This window comes from Streptomyces smyrnaeus (genome assembly GCF_017676345.1).
Classification (GTDB): domain Bacteria; phylum Actinomycetota; class Actinomycetes; order Streptomycetales; family Streptomycetaceae; genus Streptomyces; species Streptomyces smyrnaeus.
On sequence record NZ_JAFFZM010000017.1, the window covers coordinates 131,514 to 144,976 of the forward strand.

Here is a 13,463-nt window from a genome sequence, read left to right on the forward strand (position 1 = left end):
CTGCGGGGTCAGCCGCACAGGGCGACCACCTCGCAGGTGTGGGTCTCGAGTCGGTGCAGGCCCTGCCCCGCCGGGAGGCTGACGGCGTTGCCCCGTACGACCGTGCGGGTGCCGTCCGGCCGCACCAGGACGGTGCCGTCGGCGTCCAGGGCGAGGAGTTCGTCTCCGTGGCGCAGCAGCACGGCGGCGTCCGGTCCGGCCGAGACGGCGGTGCGGCCCGCGGCCAGACCGCCCAGCACGTCGCCGTCCTCGCACAGCACCCAGGTGGTGGGGGTGCCGAGGGGGCGACCCTGTTCGGGCCGGTGGAAGTCGCTGCCGCCCAGCGGGACGACGTCGTCCCGCCAGGCCCGCGCCCAGGCGAGGGGCGCCCCGTGCCGCCGGTCCGCCCAGGAGTGGTGCCACAGCTCGGCGTGCCTGGGCCGCCGTCCGGCGAAGGGGAGTTCCCAGGCGCAGTCGTCGGCCAGCGGGTGGTTGACGGACAGCAGACCGCCCGCGGCCTCGGCCCGGGTCAGCCAGTCCGCGGCCGGGCGGCGGAAGTCGATCCACCCGGTGTCACCGAAGACGTTGGCGTGGCCGAGATCGGTGGTGACCTCCTGGCCGGGCAGCAGGCCGATGCCCTGGCGGCGGCCGGCCGCCGCCAGCGCGGGGTGGTGGCTGACGGTGTTGTGGTCGGTGACGGCGAGGAAGTCCAGGCCCTCGGCTGCCGCGGCGCGGGCCAGTTCGTCGACGGTGAGGGTTCCGTCGCTGTGCTCGGTGTGGGCGTGCAGGTCACCGGCCAGCCATCGCGCGCCGCCGTGGGAGGGCACCGTGCGCCGGGCGCGCCGGTCCGCCGGGGCGAGCGGTGGCGGGGTGGCGGCCGACGGCGCGGCGGGCGGCTGCGTGGCGCACCGCGCCCGTACCTGGTACGGCAGCCCTTCCGGCGGTATGCGGTGCAGCCGCAGGAGGACCTGCCAGGTGCCGGGGACGAGCGGGCCCGGAAGGTAGCCGGGGGTGGCCCGCTCCTCCGCCACGGTGACGGTGTCGCGGGCGCCGCCCGACCAGCCGCGGAACTCCCCCTCGGGTCCCAGGAGCCCCAGATCCAGCACACCGGCGCGCCGCGGGTAGCTGAGCGTGAGGGTGAGCGCGGCCGTGCCGGCGGGTACGTCCACGGGGAGCGCACGCAGTATGCCGTCGGCGCGGTGCTCCATCGTCCAGGTGCCGCGGTGCGTGTGTTCGCGCGCCGTCACGAGGGCACCGGCTCCGCGTCGTCTGCCGGACCGTCTCCCACGCCGTTGCCCGGACCTTCCGCCGGGCCGCTCACCGTGGCGTCCGTGGTGCCGTGCTCCGCGACGAGGTCTCCGTCCCGGTACAGCAGCGCCCGGTCGTTGCGCGGTACGGCCCATCCGCGGTTGCCGGGCTCCGGCTCGTGGTCCTCGGAGACGACGACCTGTACGCTCACCCCGCCGTCGCACTCCAGGGTGACCAACTGGGCGCTGCCCAGGTTCTCGACGACGGAGACGGTGCCCGCCACGGCGCCTTCGGCCGGGACGTCGGACCACCTCAGATACTCGGGGCGGATACCGTAGACGACCTTCTCCCCCGCCTCGGTCAGGGACGCGGCGGCGTCGGGCAGCGGCAGCTCACCGCCGGCCACCCGTACCGCACCGGGTGCCGTCACCTCGCCGTCCACCAGATTCATCGGCGTCGACCCGATGAACGAGGCGACGAAGGTGCTGGCCGGGCGGCGGAAGACCTCGGTCGGGGTGCCGACCTGCCGCAGTTCGCCGCTCTCCATGACGGCCAGCCGGTCGGCCATGGCCAGCGCCTCGGCCTGGTCGTGGGTGACGAAGACGGTGGTGACGCCCAGTTCCCGCTGCAGCTTCTTGAGGAAGGTGCGGGCCTCCAGCCGCATCCGCGCGTCCAGATTGGACAGCGGCTCGTCGAACAGGAAGACCCGTGGACGGCAGGCCATGGCGCGGGCCAGCGCGGCGCGCTGCTGCTGCCCGCCGGACAGTTGGCCCGGCCTGCGCTCGACCAGCGGGCCGAGGCCGAGTTCCTCGGCGGTCCGGCGGGCCTTGGCCGCGCGCTCCGCCCTGCCCACCTTCTTGACCTTCAGGGGGTAGGCGATGTTCTCCTCGACGGTCATGTGCGGGAAGAGGGCGTAGTCCTGGAAGACCATGGCGATGTCGCGCTCGCCGGGCTGCAGGGCTGTGACGTCGCGGTCGCCGATGTGGACGGTGCCGCCGCTGGCGGCCTCCAGGCCCGCGATGGTGCGCAGCAGGGTGGACTTGCCGCAGCCGGAGGGGCCCAGGAGGGCGAAGAACTCGCCGTCGCGGACGGTCAGGTCCAGGTCGTGCAGGGCCCGTACGCCGCCGGGGTAGACCTTGGCGAGCCGGTTGAGGGTGATGTCTGCCATCAGGCCTTGATCCCTCCGTGGAAGCGGAAGCCGTAGCGGCGGCTGACGAAGAGGAACATCAGCACGACCGGCAGGGAGTACAGCAGGGAGAAGGTGGAGATGAGCGCCAGGTCGGGCTGGCCGCCTTCGGTGTAGAAGGTGTACATGACCACTGCCGCGGGCGACTTGTCGGGCGAGCGCAGCAGCAGGAACGGAATGAGGAAGTTGCCCCACACCTGGGCGATCGTCCAGACGCCGACGGTGGCCAGGCCGGGCCGTACGACGGGGACGACGACGTCCCACATGACCCGCAGCGGGGAGGCGCCGAAGACGCGTGCCGACTCCTCGTAGGAGCGCGGCGTGGTGTCCATGAAGTCCTTGAGGATGAAGATGGCCGCCGGCAGGAGCCCGCCGGTGAGGACGAGGATGACGCCGAGGTAGGAGTCGACCAGGTTCAGTTCGGCCGCCAGCAGGAAGATCGGCACCATCGCGGCCGTGCCGGTGACGATGGAGGACAGCAGCAGCAGCGCGTACAGCAGCCCGTCCCGGCCCCGGATGCGGACCCGGCTGAGGGCGTAGGCGGCGAGCGCGGAGAGGCCGACGACGAGCACCGCGCTGCCCACCGCCAGGATCAGCGAACTGGCCAGCGAGTCGACGGCGTTGGGGTTGTTCCACAGCCGCTTGAAATTGGCGAGGGTGAAGTCGGGCAGCGAGGCGGTGACGCCCGGGTGCGCGTCGAAGGGCGCGGCGGCCAGCCACAGCATGGGCAGCGCGAAGAACGCCAGGGCGAGCGCGACCAGGACGTAGGCGCCGATGCCGCGCAGCAGCGCCGGCACGGGGTTGGTTCCGGTTCTCACGCCGCCTCCTTCTGACCGCTGCCGCGTGCCTTCCGCCGTGCCGTGCGGGACTTCTTCCCCGCCGTCCCGGACTTGTTCCTCTGCCCCAGCAGCCGTAGGTAGATCACCGCGACGACGAGGTTGATCAGCAGCATCAGGAAGGAGATGGCGGCGCCGTAGCCCAACTCCCCGCTTCCCAGCGCCGTCTTGTAGATGTGGACGGGCAGCGTCTCGGTCGCTCCGTCGGGTCCGCCCGCGGTGATGAGGAACGGCGTGAAGTCGTTGAACGTCCACAGGCTGATCAGCAGCAGATTGGTCAGGATGTGGCCGCGGATACGCGGGAAGACCACGTCCCGCAGCTGCTGCAGGCCGCCGGCCCCGGCCAGCCGCGCGGTCTCCAGATGGGAGGCGGGCACATTTCCCAGGGCCGCGCTGTAGAGCATCATCGAGAAGGCGCTGCCGCGCCAGATGTTGTAGACGACGATCGACAGCATCGGGTGGTCCAGCAGCCAGGCCGCGCCCGGCGTACGGAGCAGCTCGTTGAGGGTGCCGCCGTCCCGGTCGAGGAAGGCGATCCACAAGAAGGCGACGACCGAGCTGGGCAGGATCCACGCGAGCATGACCAGCACTTCGAGTGTGGTCCTGAGCCGGCCGGTGCGCTCCCGCATCCACCAGGCGAGCGCGAAGCCGAGTCCGGCCTGGCCGATGACGGCGGAGCCGAGCACGAAGACCAGGGTGAGGCGCAGGGAGCGCCAGAAGCCGTCGTCACCGAGGGCCTTGGTGAGGTTGTCGAAGCCGACGAAGGCGGGGTCGATGGCGGGGATGCCGGTCAGCCGGTAGTCGGTGGCACCCAGGTAGAGCGTCCAGACGGCGGGCAGCACGAGGAAGAGGGCGACCAGGAGCAGTGCGGGGGCGAGGAAGGCGGCGGCTCTTCGTCGGCCCAGCCCCGCCGCGTCGCGCTCCGGTTCCTCGCGTGCCTGCCGCCTCTTGCCTTTCTCGGCCGTCTCCTGTCCCTGGGGTCCCGCCGGGGAGGGGTCAGCCGATGATGTGGTCGCTGCCACCGAGCACCTCCTCCAACTCCTTGCGGTAGGCCTGTGCGGCGCTTTCGGGGCTCTTGCCCGCCACCACCCGGGCCGTCGCCTCCTGGAGTGCGAGGGAGACGGCGGTGTAGGCGGCCAGCGGCGGCCGGAAGGTGGTGACGGGCAGCGCCTTGTCGGCGCAGAAGCGGAGCATGGGGTCCTTGTCGAGGACCGCGTCGTTGACGTCGTCCCGCTCGGTGATCATCGCCGCGTCGCCGAGCCGGGCCTTCAGCGCGGGGGCCGAGTGCAGCGCGGTGAGCAGTTCGAAGGCCTGCCGGGGATGGCGGGTGTGTGGGTTGAGCACATGAACGGCACCCCCGGAGAGGCTGACGTGGTCCCGGCCGCCGGTCGCCTCATGGCGGGCGCGGGCCGGAATGAGCGCATATCCGACATCGTTGTCACGCCGCTTCATGGGGGCGATGCCGGTCTCGGGCGAGATCACGTCCCGCCAGAAGTAGTCCCCCTCGGCGAGGATGCCGAGGCTGCCCTCCGCGAACCGCTCGAACGACTTGTCCCGGCCCTTGGCCTCCTGCTGCAGCTTCGGGTCCCCCAGGCCGCTTCGGTAGACGTCGCGGTAGAAGCCGAGCACGGCGCGGAGCTCTGGGGTGTCGCCGTACCAGCGGTCCCCCTTGGCCAGCCGGCCGCCCGCGCCGAAGAGCAGCGGCAGCACGCCCTGCATGGTGGTCGCCTCGCCCATGGCGGTGCCCGCGTTGATCTGCAGCGGGATGACGCCCTGGAGGCGCTTGAGCTTGCGGGCGGCGTCCAGGATGTCCTGCCAGCTGCCCGGCTGCCAGTCGACGGGGAGCTGGGCCCTGCGGAAGAGCGGCTTGTGGAAGTAGAGAACGCGTGCGTCGGTGCCCGCCGGGATGCCGTAGAGCTTGCCCTCGAAGCGGGCGAGCGCGCGTACCTTGGCGCTGATCTGCCGCCAGCCCGCCCAGTCGGCGACGTCCGGCCCGGCGACCTCGCGCAGCGGCTTGATGTACTCGGCCTGCGCGAACTCCCCGACCCAGATCCCGTCCAGCGACATGATGTCGGGGCCCGCGTGGGCCTTGAGATCCAGTGCGAGCTTGGTCTTGTACTGCTCGTCGTCGACGCCGCTGGGCAGGAAGTCCACCCGGACGTCCACGCCCTGCTCACGCTGGCGCGCGACGAAGCGGGGAATGACCCACCGCTCGATCCACTCCGCCTCGTCGGCGTTCTTGCCGCCTGAGATGGCGTTGGTGGCGACGGTGAGCGCTATCTCGCCGCCCCCGCCCCCGCGCGGATCGAGCGGGCTCCCGCAGCCTGCGAGCGCCGCCGAGCCCGCCCCCAGGACGGCGGCGGTCAGCGCGGTTCTCCGCGCGATGACTCCCATCCGGGCCCCTCCTTGCGCCAGAGATCGTGCCGGAAGGTTGGCACGGCGCCCGGAGGACGAAAAGAGCTGTTGTCCTTACATTCACATCACGGCCACAACCCGATGCGCTCCGTGCCCACCCCCCTCCCCGGCGTCGCCCCCCGGCGTCGGCCCGTTCAGCGTGGGCGGCGCCGGGTGGTGCGGGCCGTGATGCGGTAGGCCGCGTACAGAAAGGCGATCAGCGCGACGACGATGCCGATGATCAGCAGATAGAACAGCCCCTCGACGACGGAGCCGAAGATCCCCAGCAGGATCGCCACCAGGACCAGGAACAGGAAAAGCGCCATCACGGCCTCCCCGTCTCAGCGGCGCGCGAGGCGGCGCTCGCCACCCGCGCCCGGGGTGTACTCGATCTCGTAGTGGGCGAAGACGGACGGCTCGTCCCCGGCCGGCAGTACATCGTCGGTCCCGATGGACGGGGCGTCCTTCACCAGGTTCTTGGGGTACCGGACCTTCAGATATCCCGGCCCCACGGTGGCTCCCGCCAGCGGGACGAAGACGAGCCGGCGGCGACGGCCCGGCATGCCGACGGTCACGGTGGCGAAGGAGGGCTGGTCGGTCCCGGTGTCGACATACACCGACTCCAGCGAGCCGATCTTGCTGCCGCCCTCGTCCACCACGTCGTGTCCGCGCCACTCCCGGATGTCGTCCGGCTCGAACATCTCTTCCTCCACGTCGGGGGCCTTCTTCCATGGTGGCACCGCAACCCCCTCCCGCCTCGGCAGCGCGCCGCGCGGCACCCGACGTGGGCCCGCTCCACAGGGGGCCGGGGGCCTGGCGAGCGCGACCACCGCGCATGCGCGCCCGCACACGCGCCGCCGCACACAACGGCGCCGCCCGCGGTTGGCCGCACCGCTCCGGGGGAAATGAGTGCTCCGAGAGCGCGAGAGGGGGTACGCATGGCGTGGCGCCGCACCACCCTGCCGGGCACCGTGCTGCTCGCCCTGCTCGCCATGCTGGTCGCCGCGTGCGGCGCGCTGACCCCGGGGAGCGCGGCGGACCCGGACCGGCCCAGGGCGGTGCCGTCCGCCACGGCCGTCCCCGACCGGAAGGTCACCCTCCGGCTCACCTTCGCCGACGCCCCCGCGATGGTGGACGCCCTCATCGCCGCGTTCCACAAGAAGTACCCCGACATCACCATCGAGCCGCGGTACACGCAGTTCGCCGACTATGTGAAGAGCATCAAGCTCACCATGGCCTCGGACACCGCGCCCGACCTCGCGCAGTTCGCTGTCGGTATGGACGACATCGCCGCGCGCGGCGACATCCTGGACCTGGCGCCCTACCGGGACGCGTACGGCTGGCGGAAGAAGTTCCCCGCCACCGCCCTCGACCAGCTCACCGGCTCCGGCCCGCAGGCCGCCTCGGGGCGCCGGCTGTACGGAGTGCCGGCCGGACTGTCGATGACGGGCATCTACTACAACAAGGAGCTGGCCCGGAAGGCTGGCATCACCCGGCCGCCGCGCACCCGGGCCGAGTTCGACCGGCAGTTGGCCGCCGTCAAGAAGGCCGGGATGACGCCGCTGGGTGTCGGCGCGCTCGACTCCGGCGGGCTCCATCTGTGGGCGGCGCTGGTCAACAACGCGATGCCGCCGAAGCGCTACCGGGACTGGGTCAAGGGCGCCCCGGGAGCCACCATCGAGACGCGGCGGACGCTGGCGGCCACCCGGAAGTTGGTGGAGTGGAGCCGCAAGGGGTACTTCGACGAGTCGGCCAACGGCACCACGCAGACCGACAGCACGGCCCGCTTCACCCGGGGCGAGAGCGTCTTCCTCATCAACGGCAACTGGGCGGCCGGGCAGCTGTCCGAGGCGATGGGGAAGAAGGCGGGCTTCTTCCTGCTGCCGGGCGAGCGCCCCGGCGCCCGTGCCGTCTCCTCCGGGTTCAGCGTCTCGTACGCGATCTCCTCCCGTACGAGACATCCGCAGGCCGCCGGGGCGTTCCTCGACTTCCTCGGCTCCCGGCAGGCCGCGAAGATCGTCAGCGACAACGGCTTCCTGCCGCCCGACGAAAGCGCCGTGCCGGTGCCCGAGGGGGTACTGGGCGAGGTGGCGCGGGCACACCGCCGGGTGACAGCGGACGACGGCATGAACCACTTCCCGGACTTCGCTGCGCCCGACATGCTCGATCCGCTCCGCGCCGGGGTGCAGAAGCTGATCGCGGGGCGCACCACGCCCGAGGCGTACCTCGACTCGCTCCAGGACGTGTGGGAGGACCGCTACGGGGGCGCGCCGTGAAGCGTCCGGCCTCCCGCACGGCCCGCCGCCGCTCACGCTCATGGCGCGACTACCGGGGCTATCTGTACGTGCTCCCCGCGTTCGCCGTCTATCTGGCCTTCGCGGTGCTGCCCGCGCTGCACACCGCCTATCTGTCGCTGTTCGAGTGGGACGGGGTGACGCTGGGCAGTTGGGTGGGGCTGGCCAACTACCGGGAGGTCTTCACCGATCCGGCGCTGCGCGGCTCGGTGGTCAACGCGCTGGTCCTCGTCGTCTTCTTCTCCTTCCTGCCGATCCTGGCGGGGCTGGTGATGACGGGGCTGCTCGCCCTGCCCCGGTCCCGGTCGGGGGCGGGGCAGGGCCGCCGTCGCGGGATGAGCGGCTACCGGCTGCTGTTCATGCTGCCGCAGGTGGTGCCGCTGGTCGCGGTGGGTGTGACCTGGCGCTGGCTGTACGGGGAGGACGGGCTGATCAACGAGACGCTGGGCGGTGTCGGGCTCGGCGGCTGGGCGCGGGCGTGGCTGGGGGACTTCGACTGGGCGCTGGTCGCCGTCGGCCTGGTGGGCACATGGGTGCTCAGCGGGCTGTGCATGATGCTGTTCCTGAGCGGGGTGCAGAAGATCGACCCGCAGTTGTACGAGGCGGCGCGGCTGGACGGTGCGGGACCGGTGCGGGAGTTCGTCTCGGTCACCCTCCCCCAGCTGCGCGGCGAGTTGGCGGTCGCGCTGACGGTGACCACGGTGGCCGCGCTGGCCAGCTTCGACATCGTCTACGTCACCACCGGCGGCGGGCCGGGCGAGGAGACGACCGTCCCGGGGCTGCTGGTCTACCGGCTGGCGTTCTCCGCCGGGAAGGTGGGGCTGGCCTCGGCGCTCGGTGTGCTGCTGAGCCTGCTGATCCTGGTGATCGTCTATGTCGTCAACCGACTGTCGAGGCCGGAGAGGTCCGAGCCGTGAGCCGGCCGGCCCGCAGGGGAAGGGCGCAGCCATGAGCACGGCGTCGCGGGCGGAGCGCTGGTCGGGGCAGGCGCTGTTGGCCGTACTGGCGATCGCGGTCGTCGTCCCGTTCCTCAGCGTCTTCCTCGCCTCCATGCAGCCCTCGGGCGAGCCGGTGGTGGGCATGGCGTGGCCCGAGCGGTGGAGCCTGGACAACTACCGGCAGGCGTGGACGGTCGCGGGCTTCTCCGACTTGATGCGCTCCAGCCTGCTGATCGCTGTCGGAGTGGTGCCGGCGACGCTGCTGCTGGCCGGGGCGGCGGGGTACGCGCTGGGCACGATGCGGCTGCCGGGCGGGGACGGGGTGGCGGCGCTGTTCGTCGCGGGGCTGACGATCCCGGTCGAACTGATCGTGGTGCCGCTCTACTTCGATCTGCGCGGGATCGGACTGACGGACTCGTACCTGGGCGTCATCCTGGTGGAGATCGCGCTGTTCATGCCGTTCGGCGTGTTCTGGATGCGCACCCACTTCCGCACCACGCCGGCCTCGCTGGTGGAGGCGGCGCGGATCGACGGCGCCTCGTCGTGGACGATCCTGGTCAGGGTGCTGCTGCCACTGGCACGGCCGTCGCTGACCACCCTCGGGGTGCTGGTGTTCATGTGGTCGTGGAATCAGTTCCTGTTGGTACTGGTGCTGATGCAGGACGCGGCCAAGCGGACAGCACCGGCGGGGCTCGGATTCTTCGTGGGACAGAACAACACAGATGTGCCGATGTTGGCCGCCGGAACCATCCTCGTCATGCTGCCGATCACAATCGTGTACCTGCTGTTCCAGCGGAGCTTTGTTTCAGGCTTGTTGCAGGGAGCTTTCAAGGACTGACATCCTGCTCAGAGGGTCTGGAGTTCGGATATCGGTCATACGAGCGACCTTGTTCAGCGATCATTTCTGGCCGTTGCGGCTGAAAATACAAGGGCGTGAGCCAAACTCCCGGCATCTCCCTGGTGAGTTCACCTCCCGTTCACCTTCCCCGTTCGCGTTCGTCACACCCTGTGGGTGACGATGGAATCGGCCCAGCTCGGAGCCATGAACGAGAGGAGGACGATGCGACGCTGCGTAACCCCCATCCGGGCGTGCGTCTCCGCCTTCGTCCTTCTCCTGGCCGTGCTGCTGGCCGTCGACAGCGCCGGTATTCCTCCGGCACCGAGCGGCGCACCCGCGACCGCCACCACCGCCGAGAACCTCTCGCCACGGGTGGTCGGCGAGATCGAACACGGCAACGACAGCTGCCATCCGCGCCGCACCGTGCGCCACCAGATCAACCCGCCGGCCCCCGGCGAGCGCCCGCTGCACGCCGACTGCCGCCAGGCCTGCCCCCCTACCGCCGAACGCTGCGCCCCGCTGCCCCGGAACGGCAGCGCCGGCATGCCGTGGCGCAGATCCGTCGGCATTCCCGTACTCCACCAGGTGCTGAGGCACTGATACCGGCGACGGCAGCCGCGTATCGGCGCGCCTGTCCGTGACCAGCCGGAACCGGCCCACGCTGACCGTGTATCCGACTTCTCGCCGACTTCCGTACGCAGACTGCGTACGCATCTGAACGCAAGGTAATCCTCATGCGCTCTCTCATACCTCACGCACGCGCCTTTTCCGCGCGGATAAGCGACCGCACCGACGAACGCGAAAGCTACGGCAGGCTGGCCCAGGGCCAGTCGCCCGAAGCGCTCTTCATCACCTGCTCCGACTCGCGGGTCCAGCCCGCCGTCTTCACCGGTGCCCGCCCCGGGCAGCTGTTCGAACTGCGCACCGCGGGCAACGCGGTGCCGCCCTACGACGCACCGGGCCGGCCCAGCGGCGAGTCCGCCACCATCGAGTACGCGGTCCGGGTGCTGGAAGTACCCGAGATCGTGGTGTGCGGGCACTCGCACTGCGGCGCGGTCGGCGCCCGGGTGCGGAACGAGGACCTGGCGGCCGTGCCCGCCGTACACAGCTGGCTGACCACCCAGCTGCCGCCCCCCACCGAACTGGCACCCGACGACGACGCACGGGAGCAGCCCGATGTGGCCGCCGCCGTGCAGCGCCACGTACGGGCACAGCTCGCCCGGCTGCGGGAATACCCGTGCGTCGCGGAACGGGAAGCCGCCGGCGAACTGACGCTGCGCGGCTGGTTCTACACCATCGACACCGGCCATGTCCTGCAACTGGACACGCGTTACGACGCGTTCCTCCCACTGTGAGAGGTGGCGTCATGTCGCACCCGGAGAACACTCCGACCAAGCAGAAGAATCCGCTCCGCGGCGTGCTGAGCAACCCGCTCCGCAGCCGCGGCACCCTGCGGGCCGACTTCACGGCCTCGCTCGTCGTCTTCCTCGTCGCCGTGCCGCTGTGCGTGGGCATCGCGGTGGCCTCCGGCGTACCGGCCGAACTCGGCCTGGTCACCGGCATCGTGGGCGGCCTGGTCACCGGCTTCCTGCCGGGCAGCAGCCTCCAGGTCAGCGGTCCGGCCGCCGGGCTGACCGTACTGGTCTACGAGGCCGTGCAGACCCACGGTCTGAGCGGACTCGGCGTCCTGGTGCTGGCCGCCGGACTGCTGCAGCTGCTGATGGGCGTGCTGCGGCTGGGCCGCTGGTTCCGCGCGATCTCCGTCTCCGTCGTCCAGGGCATGCTCGCCGGTATCGGTCTGGTGCTGATAGCCGGCCAGCTGTACGCGCTCACCGACACCGAGGCGCCCAGCAGCGGTCCGGACAAGCTGCTGGGCCTGGGGGGCCTGGTGGTGGACACGGTGGGCGACAGCACCGCGCTGACCGCCTTCGCGGTCGGCGCCGGAACGATCCTGGTACTGCTGGTGTGGCCGAAGTGGCAGGCCGGAGCGCGGGTACTGCCGGCGCCGCTGGCCGCCGTCCTGCTGGCCACGACCGTGACGGGGGTCTTCGACCTGCCCATCGCACGTATCGAGGTCAAGGGCCTGCTGGACGCCGTCCAGCCGCCCGGGCTCGGCGACTTCGGCGGTCTGGCCTCGATCGGCATGCTCAGTACGGTTCTCGCCTTCACCCTGATCGCCTCGGCCGAGTCGCTGTTCAGCGCGGCCGCCGTCGACCGGCTGCACGACGGACCCCGTACCGACTACAACAAGGAGCTGATGGCCCAGGGCGCCGGGAACACGGTGTGCGGGGTGCTGGGCGCGCTCCCGATGACGGCCGTCATCGTGCGCAGCTCGGCCAATGTGTCGGCCGGCGCCAGGACGAAGGCCTCCCGGGTGCTGCACGGCGTATGGCTGCTGCTGTTCGCCGCCGCGATCCCCGGCGCGCTGGGCATGATCCCGCTCTCCGCGCTGGCGGGCATCCTGGTCCACGCGGGCTGGAAGCTGATCCCGCTGCGCGAGCTGGGCCCGATGTGGCGGCAGCACCGGGCCGAAGCGGTGGTGCTGGCCGTCACCGCGCTCGCGATCGTCCTCACCAACATGTTCGAAGGGGTGCTGCTGGGGCTGCTGATGGCGGTGGTCAAGACCGCCTGGGAGACCTCGCACATCCATGTGGAGACGGAGGACCCGGGCGCCGGACAGCCGCTGCGGGTCACGGTGCTGGGTAACGCCACGTTCCTGCGACTGCCCAAGCTGCAGGACCAGTTGGACGAACTGCCCACCGACCGCCGGGTCGAACTGCGCCTGGAGAAGCTCCGGCACATGGACCACGCCTGCGGGCTCGCCCTCTCCACCTGGGAGGAGCAGCACAACAGGACGGCCGAGCGCACGGGCGCGGCGGCCGGTACCCCGCCGCGCGAGGACGAGGGCGCCACCGCACAATCCCCGGCCGCCGAGCGCCACTCGGAGGGGACTTCTACCATGATCGGATGACACGATTCGACGGGTACGGGGCGCTGGTGACCGGCGCGGGGCAAGGCATCGGAGCGGCCGTCGCACGCCGTCTCGCCGAGGAGGGCGCACGGGTCCTGGTCACGGACCGGGACCCGGAGCGCGCCCGGCACGTGGCCGAGGACATCCGCGCCGACGGCGGTCTGGCGCACTCCCACCCCTGCGATGTGACGGACGCCGCGGCGGTGCGGTCCGCGGTCGACCGCGCCGCCGAGGCGTTCGGCGGCCTCGATGTGCTGGTCAACAACGCCTACGCCTGCCACCGCGACCCGGCCCGTTTCGAGGAGGGGGAAGAAGCCCCCTGGTACGAGGACTTCGAGGTCACCCTGCACGGGGCGGCGCGCTGCGCCCGCGCTGCGCTGCCCCTGCTGGCCGCCGCCGGAGGGCGGGGCGCCATCGTGAGTGTCGGCTCGGTCAACGCCGAGCAGCACTTCGGCAACCACGCCTACAGCGCCGCGAAGGCGGGGCTGGCCTCCCTCACCCGAACGCTGGCCGTCGAGTCGGCGCCGCGCGGAGTGCGGGTCAATCTCGTGGAGCCGGGCACCGTGCGCACCGACATGTGGCGGGACCGGGCCCGGATGCTGGAGCACGTCAGCGCCCACTACCCGCTCGGCCGGGTCGGCGAGCCGGCCGACATCGCCGCCGCCGTGGCCTTCCTGGCCTCCGCCGACGCCGCGTGGATCACCGGTGTCCGGCTCCCGGTGGACGGCGGGCTGCTGGTCTCCAACCTGGCCATGAACCGCACGATGGCGCAGCCGTGA

Annotated in this window: 14 protein-coding genes; 7 read left to right on the plus strand and 7 right to left on the minus strand. The window is 71.5% G+C overall.

Annotation, left to right across the window (positions count from 1 at the left end; translation table 11 throughout):
* Positions 1–8: 8 nt before the first annotated feature.
* The 7 genes from JW613_RS25920 to JW613_RS25950 form a co-directional block, all read right to left on the minus strand.
* Positions 9–1,226, minus strand: coding sequence for a CehA/McbA family metallohydrolase (locus tag JW613_RS25920; protein ID WP_307866035.1), 1,218 nt, complete (start codon positions 1,224–1,226; stop codon positions 9–11).
* Positions 1,223–2,395, minus strand: coding sequence for an ABC transporter ATP-binding protein (locus JW613_RS25925; protein WP_209213324.1), 1,173 nt, complete (start codon positions 2,393–2,395; stop codon positions 1,223–1,225). Before JW613_RS25925 ends, JW613_RS25920 begins: the two co-directional genes overlap by 4 nt.
* On the minus strand, positions 2,395–3,231 hold the full coding sequence (locus tag JW613_RS25930) for a carbohydrate ABC transporter permease (RefSeq protein WP_209213325.1): 837 nt from the start codon (positions 3,229–3,231) through the stop codon (positions 2,395–2,397). Before JW613_RS25930 ends, JW613_RS25925 begins: the two co-directional genes overlap by 1 nt.
* The gene (locus JW613_RS25935; protein ID WP_209213326.1) at positions 3,228–4,271 is read right to left on the minus strand and encodes a carbohydrate ABC transporter permease; all 1,044 of its coding nucleotides are present in this window, start codon (positions 4,269–4,271) and stop codon (positions 3,228–3,230) included. Before JW613_RS25935 ends, JW613_RS25930 begins: the two co-directional genes overlap by 4 nt.
* Positions 4,246–5,643, minus strand: coding sequence for an extracellular solute-binding protein (locus JW613_RS25940; RefSeq protein ID WP_209213327.1), 1,398 nt, complete (start codon positions 5,641–5,643; stop codon positions 4,246–4,248). The genes JW613_RS25935 and JW613_RS25940 overlap by 26 nt, the downstream gene beginning before the upstream one ends.
* 155 nt (positions 5,644–5,798) lie before the next feature.
* Positions 5,799–5,969 carry a hypothetical protein gene (locus tag JW613_RS25945; protein ID WP_209213328.1) on the minus strand — a complete coding sequence of 57 codons (171 nt, stop codon included), beginning with the start codon at positions 5,967–5,969 and terminating at the stop codon, positions 5,799–5,801.
* Between the two features lie 15 nt (positions 5,970–5,984).
* On the minus strand, positions 5,985–6,344 hold the full coding sequence (locus JW613_RS25950; RefSeq protein ID WP_209213397.1) for a PRC-barrel domain-containing protein: 360 nt from the start codon (positions 6,342–6,344) through the stop codon (positions 5,985–5,987).
* Positions 6,345–6,581: 237 nt separating this feature from the next.
* On the opposite strand from JW613_RS25950, the gene JW613_RS25955 reads away from it, so the two are divergent.
* The 7 genes from JW613_RS25955 (at position 6,582) to JW613_RS25985 (ending at position 13,463) form a co-directional block, all read left to right on the plus strand.
* Complete coding sequence (locus tag JW613_RS25955; RefSeq protein WP_209213329.1) at positions 6,582–7,919, plus strand: ABC transporter substrate-binding protein; 1,338 nt, start codon at positions 6,582–6,584, stop codon at positions 7,917–7,919.
* Positions 7,916–8,854, plus strand: coding sequence for a carbohydrate ABC transporter permease (locus JW613_RS25960; RefSeq protein WP_209213330.1), 939 nt, complete (start codon positions 7,916–7,918; stop codon positions 8,852–8,854). Before JW613_RS25955 ends, JW613_RS25960 begins: the two co-directional genes overlap by 4 nt.
* A gap of 31 nt (positions 8,855–8,885) precedes the next feature.
* Entirely contained in the window at positions 8,886–9,713 is an 828-nt protein-coding gene (locus JW613_RS25965) for a carbohydrate ABC transporter permease (protein WP_209213331.1), read from the plus strand.
* A gap of 222 nt (positions 9,714–9,935) precedes the next feature.
* On the plus strand, positions 9,936–10,313 hold the full coding sequence (locus tag JW613_RS25970; RefSeq protein ID WP_209213332.1) for a hypothetical protein: 378 nt from the start codon (positions 9,936–9,938) through the stop codon (positions 10,311–10,313).
* Positions 10,314–10,447: 134 nt separating this feature from the next.
* A complete protein-coding gene (locus JW613_RS25975; RefSeq protein ID WP_209213333.1) occupies positions 10,448–11,068 on the plus strand; it encodes a carbonic anhydrase in 621 nt (206 codons plus the stop codon).
* 11 nt (positions 11,069–11,079) lie between these two features.
* On the plus strand, positions 11,080–12,684 hold the full coding sequence (locus JW613_RS25980) for a SulP family inorganic anion transporter (protein WP_209213334.1): 1,605 nt from the start codon (positions 11,080–11,082) through the stop codon (positions 12,682–12,684).
* Positions 12,681–13,463, plus strand: coding sequence for an SDR family NAD(P)-dependent oxidoreductase (locus JW613_RS25985; RefSeq protein ID WP_209213335.1), 783 nt, complete (start codon positions 12,681–12,683; stop codon positions 13,461–13,463). The genes JW613_RS25980 and JW613_RS25985 overlap by 4 nt, the downstream gene beginning before the upstream one ends.